Source organism: Atlantibacter sp. (assembly GCF_032062175.1).
Lineage (GTDB): Bacteria > Pseudomonadota > Gammaproteobacteria > Enterobacterales > Enterobacteriaceae > Atlantibacter.
This window is the reverse complement of record NZ_DAMBQK010000007.1, coordinates 118,543-134,669: the sequence shown is the minus strand read 5'-3', so window position 1 is coordinate 134,669 and position 16,127 is coordinate 118,543. Positions and strand designations below refer to the sequence as shown.

The window sequence follows — 16,127 nt, the reverse complement described above, 5'->3', positions numbered from 1 at the left end:
TTCCCCGAGATAACCATGACCGACCTTTTTAACCATCCCGATCATACCCTGGATGCCCAGGGGCTGCGTTGCCCTGAGCCGGTGATGATGGTGCGCAAAACCGTGCGCGGCATGCAAACAGGCGAAACGCTGCTGGTCATCGCTGATGACCCGGCCACCACGCGCGATATCCCAGGATTTTGCCGTTTTATGGAGCACGATCTGATCGCATCGCAAACGGAAGCTCTGCCGTACCGCTATTTACTTCGTAAAAAACACTGATTGTTTGTGCGCAGAGGCATAAAACTCTGCGCTGAACCCTTGGTGCATTCTCTTTAAACCCCTGTTTCATATTTTGCTACTTTTGTGAAGTGCTTCACCACGTCTTTTAACATCTTCGGCTAGTTTATAAGCGGAAAATCAAAACAACGTTTTACCTCTTACATACGTACCTTCTGGAGCTGACCCGATGAAAAAGACTCTGATACCGGTTTTGGCCGGCCTGTGCCTCTCCACCGCGTTATTCGCACCAACCGTACTGGCGCAGACCATAAAAGCCGCCGACGTCCACCCGCAGGGTTATCCCAACGTGGTGGCCGTGCAAAACATGGGTGAAAAGCTCAAACAACAAACCAACGGCGATCTTGAAATCAAAGTGTTTCCTGGCGGCGTGCTGGGCGATGAGAAGCAGATGATTGAGCAGGCACAAATGGGCGCTATCGATATTATTCGCGTCTCAATGGCCCCGGTTGCCGCTATCCTGCCAGATATCGAAGTCTTTACGCTGCCGTATGTCTTCCGCGATGAAGATCATATGCACAAAGTGATCGACGGCGATATCGGCAAACAAATCGGTGAGAAACTGACTAATAACCCGAAATCGAAACTGGTGTTCCTGGGCTGGATGGATTCCGGCACGCGTAACCTGATCACCGTGAAACCGGTGGTGAAGCCGGAAGACCTGAAAGGGATGAAAATCCGCGTTCAGGGTAGCCCGGTGGCGTTGGCCACATTGAAAGATATGGGTGCCAACTCCGTCGCGATGGGCGTGAGTGAAGTGTATAGCGGCATGCAAACCGGCGTTATCGACGGCGCGGAAAACAATCCGCCGACCTTTATCGCCCACAACTACATGCCGGTCGCTAAAAACTATACCCTGAGCGGCCACTTTATCACCCCGGAAATGCTGCTCTATTCCAAAGTGAAATGGGACAAGCTCAACGCCGATCAGCAGCAAAAAATCTTGACCCTGGCCCGCGAAGCCCAGATGGAACAGCGCAAACTCTGGGACGCCTATAACGCCCAGGCGCTGGAGAAAATGAAAGCGGGCGGCGTACAATTCCACGACATCGACAAAGCTGTTTTCGTTAAAGCCACAGAGCCGGTGCGCGCCCAGTTTGGCGATAAGCATCAGGATCTGATGAAAGCGATAGCAGACGTACAGTGATCTCAGGCGCCGGCTAGCCCGGCGCATATTCCCGGAGTATTTATGACCTCTTTATATATAAAGTGGATGGATCGCCTGTATTTGTTCGCCATGTTTGTGGCCGGGTTTTCGCTGCTGCTGATGACGATTGTCATCCCGATTGGCATCTTTTCCCGCTACGTGTTGAACCGTGGTGAATCCTGGCCGGAGCCCATCGCAATTATCTGCATGGTGACGTTCAGCTTTGTGGGGGCTGCGGTGAGCTATCGCGCTAACTCGCATATTGCGGTCAACATGTTGACTGACCGTATTCCACCGGCGATGCAGCGCCTGTGCGCCAAACTGGTGGATCTGTTGATGCTGACTATTTCCGGGATTATGTTCTGGTACAGCGCGTTGCTGTGCATTGAACTCTGGGAACAGCCGGTGGCGGAATTCCCCATTTTGACCTCCGGTGAAAGTTACCTGCCACTGCCGATAGGCTCGGCGATCATTATTCTTTTCGTTATTGAGCGGCTGTTGTTCGGTTCCCAGGAGAATCGTCCGGTAGTGCTTATCGGCAATCACGGTTAACGGGGGCCTCATGGACGCGTTCGTTTTACTTTGTACGTTGGGCGTATTATTGGCGGTCGGCATGCCGGTGGCCTTTGCGGTAGGTCTGAGCGCCGTGGTTGGGGCGCTGTATATCGATCTGCCGCTGGAAGCAATCATGATTCAAATCACCAGCGGCGTGAATAAATTCAGCCTGCTGGCGATCCCGTTTTTTATTCTGGCGGGGGCAATCATGGCGGAAGGCGGTATCGCACGCCGTCTGGTGAACTTCGCCTATATCTTTGTGGGCTTTATTCGCGGCGGGTTGTCGCTGGTGAATATCGTCGCCTCGACCTTTTTCGGCGCAATTTCCGGTTCCTCGGTGGCGGATACCGCTTCCATCGGCAGCGTGATGATCCCGGAAATGGAGAAAAAAGGTTATCCGCGCGAATACGCGGCGGCGGTTACCGCCAGCGGCTCGGTACAGGCGATTCTGATCCCGCCCAGCCATAACTCGGTGATTTACTCGCTTGCGGCGGGCGGTACGGTGTCGATCGCGTCGTTGTTTATCGCGGGCGTGCTGCCAGGCCTGTTGTTGGGTGTCAGCCTGATGGTACTGTGCATGGGCTTCGCCCACCGACGCGGCTACCCGAAAGGCGAGCGCATTCCGTTCAAACAGGCGCTGAAGATTTTCTTCGACGCGCTGTGGGGCCTGATGACTGTGGTCATCATCATGGGCGGCATTCTCACGGGTGTGTTCACGGCAACGGAATCCGCGGCGGTGGCCTGCTTATGGTCGTTCTTCGTGACCATGTTTATCTACCGCGATTACAAGTGGAACGAGTTGCCAAAGCTGATGTTCCGCACCGTGAAAACGGTGACCATCGTGATGATCCTTATCGGTTTCGCGGCGGCATTTGGCGCGGTGATGACCTATATGCAACTGCCGATGCGCATCACCGAGTTCTTCACCTCGCTGTCGGATAACAAATACGTCATCCTGATGTACCTGAACGTGATGCTGCTGCTGGTGGGTACGCTGATGGACATGGCGCCTCTGATCCTGATCCTGACGCCGGTGCTGCTGCCGGTGACCAATATGCTGGGGATCGACCCGGTGCATTTCGGGATGATCATGATGGTGAACCTGGGTATTGGCTTGATCACTCCGCCGGTAGGCTCGGTGCTGTTCGTGGCGAGCGCCGTCAGTAAGCGCAAAATCGAGGACGTGGTGCGCGCAATGCTGCCGTTCTATGCCACGCTGCTGGTGGTGTTGGCGCTGGTGACTTACGTCCCGGCGATATCGCTGTGGTTGCCCGGAATATTAGGGATGATGTGATTCGTTAATCGGAGCCCGGTCGCTGTGGCCGGGCTTTTTTGTCTCCAGGCAAAAAGGCCGCAGGTTTTTACGCCTGCGGCCCGTTCGGGCGCAGGGTGCCATTACAGCAGCGATGACGCCCAAATTAGCTTAGAAGCTGAGGAAATAACGGATCAGCGCGACCACAATCGGCCCGATGATCGACGTTAAGACCGCAAGCCAAAAGGCTTGTTTGAACGTCATATAACCGCCTACGTTGCAATGACAACCGTTCGCGGCTATTCTTGGTTTGCTGATCAAGAGATAGCCCTCGTTATGTTGCCAGGTTTAATTACCAAACAACGTGCGAGGGTTTTTTCTTTCCTGCAACTCACGCCGCCGGGGAAGAAGCCCCCGCAACGCTGCACCTCACCAGTAAAACTGGCTGAAAATATCCTACGGAAAGACGCCTGTAGAAACCATGGGTTATTATCTGCTTATTTCCTGCCCAGCAGCCTTAACGCATTGGCGGTTACCAGCACCGTTGCGCCAGTATCGGCCAGCACCGCCAGCCACAGGCCGGTGATGCCAAGCAGCGTTGTGACCAGGAACAGCCCCTTTAACCCCAGCGCGATAGCGATATTTTGCCGGATGTTGGCGTGGGTGGCGCGGGCGAGATCAATCATGCCCGCCAGTTCCTTGAGGCGGTTATGGGTGAGAGCCGCGTCGGCGGTTTCCAGCGCCACGTCGGTGCCGCTGCCCATGGCGATGCCAATAGTCGCCGCTTTCATCGCCGGAGCATCATTAATCCCGTCGCCGACCATCGCCAGCGGTGCGTGGTGATTCATCCGGTTCACTTCCGCCACTTTATCGGCAGGCAGCAGGCCCGCGCAGAATTCCAGCCCCAGCTCGCCGGCAATGGCAGCAGCGGCGCGTGGGTTATCGCCGGTGAGGATCACGCCCTGTACGCCCAAATCATGCAATCGTTGCACGGCTTCCCGGGCATCAGGCCGCAGCGTGTCGCGCAGCGCCAGCGTACCCAGCAACTGATTGTTGCGCACCAGCGCCACCACCGTCTGGCCCTGCGCTTCCTGCTGTTGAACTGCGGCCTGGGCCGCCTCGTTCAGAACGGTGGCGGGGAGTTTATCCGGCGCGCTGAGCAGGTAAGTTTCACCCTCAACCGTTGCCTCAATGCCGATACCCGCCAGCGTGCGCTGGTTGGTCGTTACGGGCAGGGCAATGCCCTGATTTTTTGCCCGTTCGATAATCGCTAACGCCAGCGGATGCGTCGAGCCTTGCTCAATCGCCGCCGCCAGGCGTAACAGCGCGTTTTCATCCAGGCCCGATGCCGGAGAAATCGCGGTAACCTGGGGTTTGCCCAGCGTCAGGGTGCCGGTTTTATCAAACGCCACCTGACGGATCTGGCCGAGCTGTTCCAGCGCCGCGCCGCCTTTAATCAGCGCCCCGCGCCGCGCGGCGGCAGCCAGACCGGAGGTAATGGCCGCAGGCGTGGAAATCACCAGCGCGCACGGGCAGCCAATCAGCAGAAGCGTCAGCCCCTTGTAGATCCACGGCAGCCACTGCGCGCCGGTTAACAGCGGAGGAAGCACGGTCACCAGCAGCGCAAACAGCATGATGGCGGGCGTGTAGACCCGGCTGAACCGGTCGATAAAGCGTTCAATGGGGGCGCGGCGCTCTTCGGCTTCTTCGATAAGCCGTAAAATCCGGTCAATGGCGCTGTCGCCGGGTTCGGAGATGACTTTCAGCGTTACCAGCCGGTCGACGCTGGTAGCCCCGGCGGCGATGCTGTCGCCCTGGCTGCGCTCCACGGGCAATGATTCGCCGGTAAGCGCGCTTTCATCAAAACTGGCGAACGGCGAAAGCAGTCTGCCATCCGCAGGCAACCTGCCGCCTGCCGACACTTCAATCACATCGCCAGGGCGCAAATCCCCCAGCGCCACCGTTTCGCGCTGGTCGCCGTTGAGGCGCGTGGCGGTTTCCGGCTTCAGCGCCATCAACGCGCTGACACCTTGCCGTGCGCGGTTTGCCGCCCAGCCTTCTAACCGCTCACCGATTAAAAACAGCAGTAATACCATCGCGGCTTCGGCGGTCGCGCCAATAAACAGCGCGCCGATGGCGGCCACGCTCATTAAGGTTTCGATGGCGAACGGGTTACCGCTGCGCATCAGCCGTAGTGCCTGGTGGGCGATGGGCCACAGGCCCACCAGCGTAGTGGCGATAAACGCAATGTTACCCAGCGGCGGATAAAACTGCGCAACGCCCCAGCTCAGCGCCATCAGTACGATCAGGCCAATAAGCGGGAGGTTGTCGCGCCAGGCGAAGGGGCTGCCCGTTGCGGGCGCAGGAGAGGCGCTATCGGTGAGGGTGTAGCCCGCCTGACGGATCGCCTGTTCAACCTGCTCGCGTACATCATTGGCGACATCCACCAGCAATTTTTCGGTGGCGAAGACCACCTGGGCCTGGCTGACGCCGGGGATCTGGCGCGCCACGTTTTCTACTTTGCGGGCGCAGGCGGCGCAGTCCATGCCCTGCACGTGCCAGCTATAGCGCAGAGTCGCGTCGTCAGGCGGCGTTAAGGGTTGTGGCGCGGGCTGGCTGCACTGCCCGTCTGCGCAGCACGGTGTTTGCGCCTCAAGCGGTTTGAATTTAACCGAACCAAACTGAGGGGTGGGTTTGCCATCTGGCGTAGGGGTCGTCATGGCTGCCTCCGGTAACGATAATTTTCTCATTACCGGAAGGGTACACTCTGGAGTGCACTCCAGAGTCAAGCCATTGATCAACTTTCCTGCAAAATTTACAGATACAGCGAACGCACAATCAGGAAGTGCCCGGCAAAATAGCAGGCCGAGGCAATGGCGTTATCCGCCGTAAAGCGTTTGCGGTAGTGGCTGCCCAGCCAGACCACGTTGCTCAACAGCAGCAGTGCCGCGCCGACAAATGCCGACAGACTGGTATCGGTTGGGCGGAAGAACCACAGTTCGCCAGCAAGCCAGACCATCACCAGCGTCATGCCGATAAAGGTGCAGATGGGCCAGCGCAGCTCTTCAAGGCGCGTCCAGATTACGGCAATCAGCGCCACGCCAATAATCGCCAGTACCAGCGGCAGCGGCCAGAAGAACGACAGCGTCATCTGGCTGGCGAAATAGATCGTGTACAGCAAATGAGACAGGAAAAACGCGCCAATAGCGTAGAGCAGGCGTTCGCGGGACAGCAGCGTCAGCGCATCGCCGACCAGCGTCGCCAGCAGACCGGCGACCACCAGATAGCCCAGCGCCTCAAACATTGGGGCCTGCCAGGCCAGCAGCAGCAACAGCAGCAGCGTGACGGGTTTAAATACCCAGCGTTGCCAGGCTGGGCCGCGATAAGAGGCGTCTACGTATAGCCAGGCGGAAAAACAGACAGCAATAAACGACCAAAGCATGATAAGTCCCTGATTCAGTTATTGTAACGCGCACCCATTGTGCGCGGCTCTGTCTTTCAGTCTAGTGTCCTGGCGTGGCAGATGACAATGCTTATCCGCCCGGAGTATTCTAAAAAGCACCGCAACAATGTGAATGCTTTTATGAGTAAAATGCCGTTTTTCCTGATAATTATCATCGCGATAATCGTCATTGCCGCCTCCTTTCGCTTTGTGCAGCAGCGCCGGGAGAATGCCAGTAACGACGCCGCGCCGCAGCTGCAAAAACAGGTAGAGATTACCAACAAGCGGGAGAAACCGGCCAACGACCGCCGCTCGCGCCAGCGTGAAGTCACCCCTGCGGGCGAGACGATGCGTTATGAGGCCAGCTTTAAGCCATTACAGGGCGGGCTGGAAATGACCTTCCGTCTGGAGGAGGTGGATTACCATCGGCTAACGGTGGGGGAGAAGGGCGTACTGGTGTATCAGGGGACGCGATTTGTGCGTTTCGAGGCGCAGCCGTAACCGCGCCCACGGCCGCCTCACTTTGATTTTTGCTTTTTCTGCCACGCCAGCAGTTCGAACACGCCGAACAAAAAGATGCGGATCTGTTCCGGTTTGCCCATCGGCGGCGCGTTTTTCGGCTGGGTGGCTTTCAGCATCGCCAGCTGCAAACCGTGCATCAGCACCATAAATATCAGCGCCACGTTGACGAAGATGTTCAGCGGGCGCGGAAAGGGTTGGATCAGGTTGAGGATCAAAAACCCCCACATGCACAGCATCAATAGCCGTCCCAGATTAATCAGCATCTTCCGCTCCTTGCGTTTCGCGTAAATAAAGGCGATAGGCCACCTGGCCCGCCACTTTTTCCCGGTGTAATTGCCAGCTTGCCGGCACCGGCGGCATACCGTTCTCCACTTCGCTTTCGACGTAGATTAACGCGCCGTTTGCCAGCCAGCCGTTTTTCTCCAGCAGGTTCAACGTCTCATCGAGCAGGCCTTTGCGAAACGGCGGATCGATAAACACGATGTCGTGCGGCGTACCGGTTTGATTAAGGTAGTTCAGGGTGTTGGTGTTAACCACCTTGCCGTTGGCGGCTTTCAGCGTCGCGAGGTTTTTCTGCAACTGTTGCGCGACGGCGCGTTCCATCTCCAACAAGGTGGCGCTGGCGGCGTAGCGGGACAGCGACTCCAGCCCTAACGCGCCGCTACCGGCGAAACAGTCGAGACAGCGTGCATCCACCATGTAAGGCGCCAGCCAGTTGAACAGCGTTTCGCGCACCCGGTCAGTCGTTGGGCGCAGCCCGGGGCTGTCGGTGACCGGCAGTTTTCGGCCTCGCCATTGGCCGCCGATAATACGAATCTGGCCGCTGCCAGAGGAGGTGGGTTTCTTCATGCTGTTCACTGGGCTTAATAATTTGGCCTGCTATTCTAGCGGCGCAGGCCGCCAGGCGAAACCTGAATCCGTCGGCGTGATGCGCTGACGGGAAAGTGATAGAATAACGTATTCATTCGTAAAAAATTTAGCGCCCGCGATGTGATTGCGCGGAGATGCTGCCAGGATTCAACCGCGAGGGGTGTAGTCGCCAATGGCAAAAGATAAAAAACGGGGCTTTTTTTCCTGGCTGGGTTTCGGCCAAAAAGAGCAGGAACCAGAAGTTGAACAACAGCAGGTAACGGAACAAGAGGTTGAGCAGCAGGTTACTGAACTTGCGCCAGAAACCGTTGAGCAGCCTGTTGCAGAGGTTGAAACGCCTGCCCCGCATACGCTGGAAGAATCGCAGGCCTTTGCGGAAGACGTCGTTGAAATCACCGAGCAGCAGGCGGCGCAAGTGGAAGAGCCGCAGCCGGTTGCTGATGAAATCATCGAGGTGATTGAGCAACAAGCGCCTGAAGCCATCGAGCCCGAGCCGCAGGAAATTGCGATTATCGAACATGAAACCCTGCCGCTGCCGGAAGAAGTGCAGGCGCAGGCGATCGAGCCGGAAGAGTGGCAGGCGGAACAAGAGCCATTAGCCGAGCCGGAAATCAGCGACGAAGAGCTGGAAGCCCAGGCGTTGTCGGCGAGCCAGCAGGCAGAGGAACGGGTTGACGAGTTCCAGCAGGCCGACGTGGTCGTTCCGGTTCAGGAAAAACCGACCAAAGAAGGGTTCTTTGCGCGCCTTAAGCGCAGCCTGATTAAAACCAAAGAAAATCTTGGTTCCGGATTTATCAGTCTATTCCGCGGCAAGAAAATCGATGATGATCTGTTTGAGGAACTGGAAGAACAACTGCTGATTGCCGACGTGGGCGTGGAAACCACCCGCAAAATCATCACTCATCTCACCGAAGGGGCCAGCCGCAAGCAACTGCGTGACGCAGAAGCGCTGTACGGTTTGCTGAAGGAAGAGATGGGCGAGATCCTGGCGAAAGTGGATGAGCCGCTGAACGTTGAAGGCAAAACGCCATTTGTTATTCTGATGGTTGGCGTCAACGGCGTGGGTAAAACCACCACTATCGGCAAACTGGCGCGTCAGTTCGAGCAGCAGGGGAAATCAGTGATGCTGGCGGCGGGAGATACTTTCCGCGCGGCGGCGGTAGAGCAGCTCCAGGTCTGGGGCCAGCGCAACAACATTCCGGTGGTGGCGCAGCATACCGGCGCGGACTCCGCATCGGTGATTTTCGACGCCATCCAGGCGGCGAAAGCGCGTCATGTCGATGTATTAATTGCCGATACCGCCGGGCGTTTGCAGAACAAATCGCACCTGATGGAAGAACTGAAGAAAATCGTCCGGGTGATGAAAAAGCTCGACGAAGACGCTCCGCATGAGATTATGCTGACCATCGACGCCAGCACCGGGCAGAATGCCATTAGCCAGGCCAAACTGTTCCATGAGGCGGTGGGCCTGACGGGCATTACGCTGACGAAGCTGGATGGTACGGCCAAAGGCGGGGTGATTTTCTCTGTTGCGGACCAGTTCAGTATTCCAATTCGCTACATTGGCGTTGGCGAACAAATTTCTGATTTGCGCCCGTTTAATGCGGGTGACTTTATAGAGGCACTTTTTGCCCGAGAGGATTAACAATGATTCGCTTTGAACAGGTCAGCAAAGCCTATCTTGGTGGGAGACAGGCTCTGCAGGGGGTGACGTTTCACCTGCAACCTGGCGAGATGGCATTCCTTACCGGCCACTCCGGCGCCGGTAAGAGTACGTTGCTGAAGCTTATCTGCGGCATTGAACGCCCCAGTGCGGGGCAAATTTATTTTGCCGGTCATGAGATCAGCCGCCTGAAAAATCGGGAAGTCCCGTTCTTGCGCCGTCAGATAGGCATGATCTTCCAGGATCACCACCTGCTGATGGACAGAACGGTATTCGATAACGTGGCGATCCCGCTGATCATCGCCGGGGCCAGCAGCGAAGATATCCGCCGCCGCGTCAGCGCTGCGCTGGATAAAGTCGGCCTGCTGGATAAAGCCAAAAGCTTTCCGATCCAGCTTTCCGGTGGTGAACAACAGCGCGTGGGTATCGCCCGTGCGGTGGTGAACAAACCCGCGGTTTTGCTGGCGGATGAACCGACCGGCAACCTGGATGAAGCGCTGTCGGAAGGTATTTTGCGCCTGTTCGAAGAGTTTAACCGCGTGGGCGTCACGGTACTGATGGCTACGCATGATATGGGGCTGATTTCCAGCCGCCATTATCCGATGTTGACCCTGAGCGAAGGGCATTTGCATGGAGGCCGCCCCGGTGAATAAACGTGATGCGCTGAATGAAATGAAGCGCTTTGGCAACAAGCTCAGCGGTTTTACCCGGCAGAAGATGGGCGGCGACAGCAACCGTCAGCCGCCAAAACGCGCTAAAGGCCAGCCCACCAAAGCGAAATCCCGCAAGGGCGGCGTTAACGAACAGTTCCGCTACGCCTGGAACGGGGCGCTTCAGGATCTGAAAAGCAAACCGTTTGCTACCTTTTTAACCATCATGGTTATCGCCATTTCTCTGACGCTGCCGAGCGTTTGTTATATGGTTTATAAAAACGTCAACCAGGCGGCGACCCAGTATTACCCTTCTCCGCAGATCACCGTTTATCTTGATAAGGCGCTGGACGACGATGCGGCTCAACAGGTGGTCGGGCAGTTACAGGCCGAGCAGGGCGTTGAGAAGGTGAATTACCTGTCGCGGGAAGAGGCGTTAGGCGAGTTCCGCAATTGGTCGGGCTTTGGCGGCGCGCTGGATATGCTGGAAGAGAACCCGCTGCCCGCCGTGGCGGTGATCGTCCCGAAGCTGGATTTCCAGGGCACTGAATCGCTGAATACGCTGCGCGACCGCGTTGCGCGCGTGCAGGGCGTAGATGAAGTGCGCATGGACGACAGCTGGTTCGCCCGTCTCGCAGCCTTAACCGGGCTGGTGGGGCGTGTGGCGGCGATGATCGGGGTACTGATGGTCGCTGCGGTGTTCCTGGTGATTGGCAACAGTGTGCGGCTGAGTATTTTCGCCCGTCGCGATACCATCAACGTGCAAAAGCTGATTGGCGCGACCGACGGATTCATCCTGCGTCCGTTCCTGTATGGCGGCGCATTGCTTGGTTTTAGCGGTGCATTTTTGTCACTGATTCTTTCAGAAATTTTGGTGATGCGTCTGTCTTCCGCCGTAACCGACGTGGCGCGCGTGTTCGGGACTTCTTTTGATCTCAACGGGTTATCCTTCGATGAGTGTCTGCTGCTCCTGCTGGTGTGCTCAATGATCGGCTGGCTGGCAGCCTGGCTTGCCACTGTGCAACATTTACGTCACTTTACCCCCGACTAAAAAAAGTTTGGTATACTTCTCCCCTGCTACGAGTTCCCGTCCGCAGGGGAGAAGTATCACGATCCCTGCCGCGCTTTTTCATAGCGTTGTCACACTCTGTGTGTAAACTGTTCACAAACCGACATGGAACTTGTGGATAAAATCACTGTCTAAAAAAAGAGTGGATGATATTCTCGTTGCTCATAAGAACTGGCCCGGTTGTTGCCTGATGGGGACAACGCACCGCCAGTCTGATAATGATTGAGAGGATTTGAATGACCAAAGAAATGCAAACTTTAGCGCTCGCTCCGGTAGGCAACCTGGAATCGTATATCCGGGCCGCCAATGCCTGGCCGATGTTATCGGCTGAGGAAGAACGGACACTTGCTGAAAAGCTGCATTACCAGGGCGATCTGGAAGCAGCGAAAAAGCTGATCCTGTCTCACCTGCGGTTTGTTGTTCATATCGCTCGTAACTACGCGGGCTATGGCCTGCCGCAGGCGGATCTGATTCAGGAAGGTAATATCGGCCTGATGAAAGCCGTGCGTCGCTTCAACCCTGAAGTAGGCGTGCGTCTGGTGTCCTTCGCGGTTCACTGGATCAAAGCGGAAATTCACGAATACGTGCTGCGCAACTGGCGTATCGTGAAAGTGGCAACCACCAAAGCGCAGCGTAAGCTGTTTTTTAACCTGCGTAAAACCAAGCAGCGTCTGGGCTGGTTTAACCAGGATGAAGTGGAAATGGTGGCTCGCGAGCTGGGCGTTACCAGCAAAGACGTACGTGAAATGGAGTCGCGTATGGCGGCCCAGGACATGACGTTTGACATGTCGCCGGACGACGATGCGCCGGACGGACAGCCGATGGCCCCGGTTCTCTACCTACAGGATAAATCTTCGAACTTTGCCGACGGCATTGAGGATGATAACTGGGAAGAGCACGCGGCGGACAAACTGTCTGATGCGATGCAGGGGCTGGACGAACGCAGCCAGCACATTATTCGTGCCCGTTGGCTGGATGAAGACAGCAAAACCACCTTGCAGGAACTGGCCGACCGTTATGGCGTCTCCGCTGAACGTGTGCGCCAGCTTGAAAAGAATGCAATGAAGAAACTGCGCGCCGCTATCGAAGCCTGATAAGCCCTGGCGAGAAAAAATACCCCATGAGAAATCATGGGGTATTTTTGTTTTAACCAATGGTTAATGTCTGAATAAAAGTGAGTCTGGATTTACTCTCGACCTGGAACTTTCGTTATTTATGGAATAGGTTTGTCTGAATAAATATTGTTAATTCCCGCGAGATTGAATTTACTTATTTTTATGTACCGGCAAACTAGGATGCTTGGGTTTTGTCGGTGGATTTACATGATGCCTTCTATCGTCTTGTCCATCATCCCGTTTTGGTTTAGGGCCGGGTTTAATTAAACTCATAAATAATCCTTAATTAAAAATTAGGCAGGCCGCCAATGATCCGGGTTACCTTTATTGGTATTTCTTACCCTTGCGATAAGCGGGTTTAAGCCTCGTGATTTAGCTGATTGGATCGCGCTTTCTTGCGTGGCGTGCTCCTTATCATCAACGCTTCTTCCGTGAGAATATTCCAGCGTGTAACAGGTAATCTTTGCGCCTTCGGGTCTTCCGGTTGGTTGCGGCTCTATGAATACATTTGTCATATTTTTTACCTTACCTAAAATAATTAACGGTCATAAAATAACGTTATTTATTTTGTGCTTTTTAAATACAAATACTTTGCTGAAGTTCACGTTTTTACAGCTACTGAATCATCGATTTTTCGGCATATTTTTAAGCATAATAAAGCGTGGTAATTGTGGAAAAATATACAGCTTAAATTTACAGGACAGTCTATTTGCAGCGCAAATCACAAAAATTTTATCCCTATCAAAAAAACATGAGCTGCCCGCCAGCATCTAAAAATCCTACTGGCTTAAAACCCTAAAGCGCGCTAAATAATCACACAATGTAGTGTACTTGTTGCATCAACGTAAAAGAGCTGCGGAGAGAAGAAAGTGAAGAATTCAGAACTAAATCAACGCCGTCAGAATGCAACGCCGCGCGGTATCGGCGTGATGTGTGGGTTTTACGCTGAGCGAGCGGAAAACGCCACCTTGTGGGATGTGGAAGGCCGGGAAGTGATTGATTTTGCCGCCGGGATTGCGGTGTTGAATACCGGGCATCGCCACCCGCGCATTGTCGAGGCGATTGAAAAACAGCTCCACGCTTTTACTCACACCGCCTACCAGATTGTGCCTTATGAGGGTTATGTGTCGCTGGCGGAGCGCATCAACGAACGCGCGCCCATTGAAGGGCCGGTGAAAACCGCGTTTTTCACTACTGGCGCAGAAGCGGTAGAGAACGCCGTGAAAATCGCCAGAGCCAGCACCCGCCGCCCTGGCATTATTACGTTTAGCGGCGCGTTCCATGGCCGAACCTTTATGACCATGGCGCTCACCGGCAAAGTGGCCCCGTACAAGCTTGGCTTTGGGCCGTTCCCCGGCTCGGTATTCCACGCTCGCTATCCTAACGACCTGCATGGCGTTAGCGTGGAGCAGGCGCTGGAAAGCCTCGAATACATTTTTAAAGCCGATATTGCCCCGGATCAGGTCGCGGCGATTGTGCTGGAGCCCATCCAGGGCGAGGGCGGTTTTAACGTCGCGCCGCCAGCGTTTTTCAGCGCGCTGCGGCAGATTTGCGACCAGCACGGCATCCTGCTGATTGCCGATGAAGTGCAGACCGGTTTTGCGCGTACCGGCAAACTGTTCGCTATGGAGCATTACCCAGTGAAAGCCGATCTGATCACCATGGCGAAAAGCCTGGCGGGCGGGATGCCGCTGTCTGCCGTGGCCGGACGCGCTGAAGTGATGGATGCGCCCGCGCCGGGCGGGCTGGGCGGCACCTATGCCGGTAATCCGCTGGCGATTGCCTCGGCCCATGCGGTACTGGATGTGATTGACGGTGAAAACCTGTGCCAACGCGCGAATGAACTCGGCGCACAACTGAAAGAGGTGCTGGAGCAGGCCCAGGCGCAGAGCAAAGCCGTGGTGCAGGTGCGCGGGCTGGGTTCGATGGTTGCCGTGGAGTTTAACGACCCGCAAACCGGCAAACCGTCCCCGGAAATTACCCGTGATGTGCAACAGGCCGCGTTGGAACAAGGGCTGCTATTACTCACCTGTGGGGTATACGGCAATGTGATTCGCTTCCTGTATCCATTAACGATCCCGCAAGCGCAATTCACTCAGGCGCTTACCATTCTGAAGCAGGTTTTACCGCGCTAAGCCAGACGCGGCGGGGCGTTGTTGTTGCACTAATGTTGCAATAAGACCCCGTCGCGCTCACTTTCTGTTATTCACCCCACAAAATTGTTGTTCCAAAATCAGAAAAATGGGGTATGTTTTAGCAGAGTATGCTGCTCAGGCACCGGTGGCATCCCTCCTTTCTACTATCTAATGCTGCGCCTAAGTGCGATGGCGATATAATGTGCCAAATTAAAACAACAAAACAACTTCAACAACCACAACAATGGGGATCCTCAGGATGAAAATGACGGGTAAAGCGTTACTGGCGGGATGTATCGCTCTGGCGATGAGCAGCGCGGCAATGGCAGAAGATATTAAGATCGCTGTCGTCGGCGCAATGTCCGGCCCGGTTGCGCAGTATGGAGACCAGGAGTTTACTGGCGCAGAGCAAGCGGTTGCTGATATTAACGCTAAGGGCGGCATCAAAGGCAACAAACTGGTTGTGACCAAATACGATGACGCCTGCGACCCAAAACAAGCGGTAGCGGTAGCGAACAAAGTGGTTAACGACGGCATCAAATACGTTATCGGCCACCTGTGCTCCTCTTCTACACAGCCTGCATCTGATATCTACGAAGATGAAGGCATTCTGATGATTACGCCAGCGGCGACCGCACCGGAGTTGACCGCGCGTGGTTATCAGCTGGTAATGCGCACCACCGGCCTGGACTCCGACCAGGGCCCGACCGCCGCAAAATACATTGCTGAGAAAGTGAAACCGCAGCGCATCGCAGTGATCCACGACAAACAGCAGTATGGCGAAGGTCTGGCGCGTTCCGTGCAGGATAACCTGAAAAAAGCGGGTGCGAACGTGGTGTTCTTTGACGGTATCACCGCAGGCGAGAAAGACTTCTCTACCCTGGTGGCGCGCCTGAAGAAAGAAAACATCGACTTTGTATACTACGGCGGCTACCACCCGGAAATGGGCCAGATCCTGCGCCAGTCGCGCGCGGCAGGCCTGAAAACCCAGTTTATGGGCCCGGAAGGTGTGGCAAACGTGTCGCTGTCTAACATCGCCGGCGAATCCGCCGAAGGCATGTTAGTCACCAAGCCGAAAAACTACGATCAGGTTCCGGCGAACAAACCGATTGTGGACGCGATCAAAGCCAAGAAACAGGATCCAAGCGGCGCGTTTGTGTGGACCACCTACGCAGCGCTGCAATCGTTGCAGGCGGGCCTGAACCAGTCTGACGATCCTGCTGAAATCGCCAAGTATCTGAAAGCAAACTCTGTTGAAACCGTGATGGGTCCGCTGTCATGGGATGAGAAGGGCGATCTGAAAGGGTTTGAGTTCGGCGTGTTTACATGGCATGCGAACGGCACGGCGACCGACGCTAAATAATTTGCCTGTCGCCTTTCACGCCGTAGCGGCGTTGACTGCGTTCGAAAACCCCGGTCACTTACTGA

At 55.5% G+C, this 16,127-nt stretch carries 15 protein-coding genes; 11 read left to right on the top strand and 4 right to left on the bottom strand.

Annotated features, from left to right (window positions below):
- The first annotated feature begins 15 nt into the window (after window positions 1-15).
- The 4 genes from tusA to RT120_RS09170 all read left to right on the top strand — a co-directional run bounded on the left by tusA (window position 16) and on the right by RT120_RS09170 (window position 3,275).
- Complete coding sequence (gene tusA, locus RT120_RS09185) at window positions 16-261, top strand: sulfurtransferase TusA (RefSeq protein WP_125292627.1); 246 nt, start codon at window positions 16-18, stop codon at window positions 259-261.
- Window positions 262-448: 187 nt separating this feature from the next.
- Window positions 449-1,426, top strand: coding sequence for a TRAP transporter substrate-binding protein (locus tag RT120_RS09180; protein ID WP_312982004.1), 978 nt, complete (start codon window positions 449-451; stop codon window positions 1,424-1,426).
- 42 nt (window positions 1,427-1,468) lie between these two features.
- Window positions 1,469-1,978, top strand: a complete 510-nt coding sequence (locus RT120_RS09175; RefSeq protein ID WP_312982003.1) for a TRAP transporter small permease — start codon at window positions 1,469-1,471, stop codon at window positions 1,976-1,978.
- Between the two features lie 10 nt (window positions 1,979-1,988).
- A complete protein-coding gene (locus RT120_RS09170; RefSeq protein ID WP_312982002.1) occupies window positions 1,989-3,275 on the top strand; it encodes a TRAP transporter large permease in 1,287 nt (428 codons plus the stop codon).
- A gap of 455 nt (window positions 3,276-3,730) precedes the next feature.
- On the opposite strand, the gene zntA is transcribed toward RT120_RS09170, so the two are convergent.
- Together zntA and RT120_RS09160 are read right to left on the bottom strand one after the other, a co-directional pair.
- Window positions 3,731-5,953, bottom strand: coding sequence for a Zn(II)/Cd(II)/Pb(II) translocating P-type ATPase ZntA (gene zntA / locus RT120_RS09165; protein ID WP_312982001.1), 2,223 nt, complete (start codon window positions 5,951-5,953; stop codon window positions 3,731-3,733).
- 95 nt (window positions 5,954-6,048) lie between these two features.
- Window positions 6,049-6,675: a lysoplasmalogenase gene (locus tag RT120_RS09160; RefSeq protein ID WP_312982000.1), complete on the bottom strand. Its 627-nt coding sequence runs from the start codon at window positions 6,673-6,675 to the stop codon at window positions 6,049-6,051.
- 141 nt (window positions 6,676-6,816) lie between these two features.
- On the opposite strand from RT120_RS09160, the gene RT120_RS09155 reads away from it, so the two are divergent.
- On the top strand, window positions 6,817-7,176 hold the full coding sequence (locus RT120_RS09155; protein ID WP_312982074.1) for a DUF2500 domain-containing protein: 360 nt from the start codon (window positions 6,817-6,819) through the stop codon (window positions 7,174-7,176).
- A gap of 17 nt (window positions 7,177-7,193) precedes the next feature.
- Here the strand turns inward: RT120_RS09155 and RT120_RS09150 are convergent, their stop codons facing one another.
- Window positions 7,194-7,460 (bottom strand): DUF1145 family protein, encoded by a 267-nt coding sequence (locus RT120_RS09150; RefSeq protein ID WP_312981998.1) that lies wholly within the window; start codon window positions 7,458-7,460, stop codon window positions 7,194-7,196.
- On the bottom strand, window positions 7,450-8,046 hold the full coding sequence (gene rsmD / locus RT120_RS09145; RefSeq protein ID WP_312981997.1) for a 16S rRNA (guanine(966)-N(2))-methyltransferase: 597 nt from the start codon (window positions 8,044-8,046) through the stop codon (window positions 7,450-7,452). The genes RT120_RS09150 and rsmD overlap by 11 nt, the downstream gene beginning before the upstream one ends.
- 193 nt (window positions 8,047-8,239) lie before the next feature.
- On the opposite strand from rsmD, the gene ftsY reads away from it, so the two are divergent.
- The 6 genes from ftsY (at window position 8,240) to RT120_RS09115 (ending at window position 16,062) form a co-directional block, all read left to right on the top strand.
- Window positions 8,240-9,712, top strand: coding sequence for a signal recognition particle-docking protein FtsY (gene ftsY, locus RT120_RS09140; RefSeq protein ID WP_312981995.1), 1,473 nt, complete (start codon window positions 8,240-8,242; stop codon window positions 9,710-9,712).
- A 2-nt stretch (window positions 9,713-9,714) separates the two neighbouring features.
- Complete coding sequence (ftsE, locus tag RT120_RS09135) at window positions 9,715-10,383, top strand: cell division ATP-binding protein FtsE (protein ID WP_125292617.1); 669 nt, start codon at window positions 9,715-9,717, stop codon at window positions 10,381-10,383.
- On the top strand, window positions 10,376-11,431 hold the full coding sequence (gene ftsX, locus RT120_RS09130) for a permease-like cell division protein FtsX (RefSeq protein ID WP_312981993.1): 1,056 nt from the start codon (window positions 10,376-10,378) through the stop codon (window positions 11,429-11,431). The genes ftsE and ftsX overlap by 8 nt, the downstream gene beginning before the upstream one ends.
- Before the next feature lie 254 nt (window positions 11,432-11,685).
- On the top strand, window positions 11,686-12,543 hold the full coding sequence (gene rpoH / locus RT120_RS09125; RefSeq protein ID WP_125292615.1) for an RNA polymerase sigma factor RpoH: 858 nt from the start codon (window positions 11,686-11,688) through the stop codon (window positions 12,541-12,543).
- An 890-nt stretch (window positions 12,544-13,433) separates the two neighbouring features.
- A complete protein-coding gene (locus tag RT120_RS09120) occupies window positions 13,434-14,699 on the top strand; it encodes a 4-aminobutyrate--2-oxoglutarate transaminase (RefSeq protein WP_312981992.1) in 1,266 nt (421 codons plus the stop codon).
- Window positions 14,700-14,958: 259 nt separating this feature from the next.
- Window positions 14,959-16,062 carry a branched-chain amino acid ABC transporter substrate-binding protein gene (locus RT120_RS09115; protein ID WP_312981990.1) on the top strand — a complete coding sequence of 368 codons (1,104 nt, stop codon included), beginning with the start codon at window positions 14,959-14,961 and terminating at the stop codon, window positions 16,060-16,062.
- The last annotated feature ends 65 nt before the right edge of the window (window positions 16,063-16,127 follow it).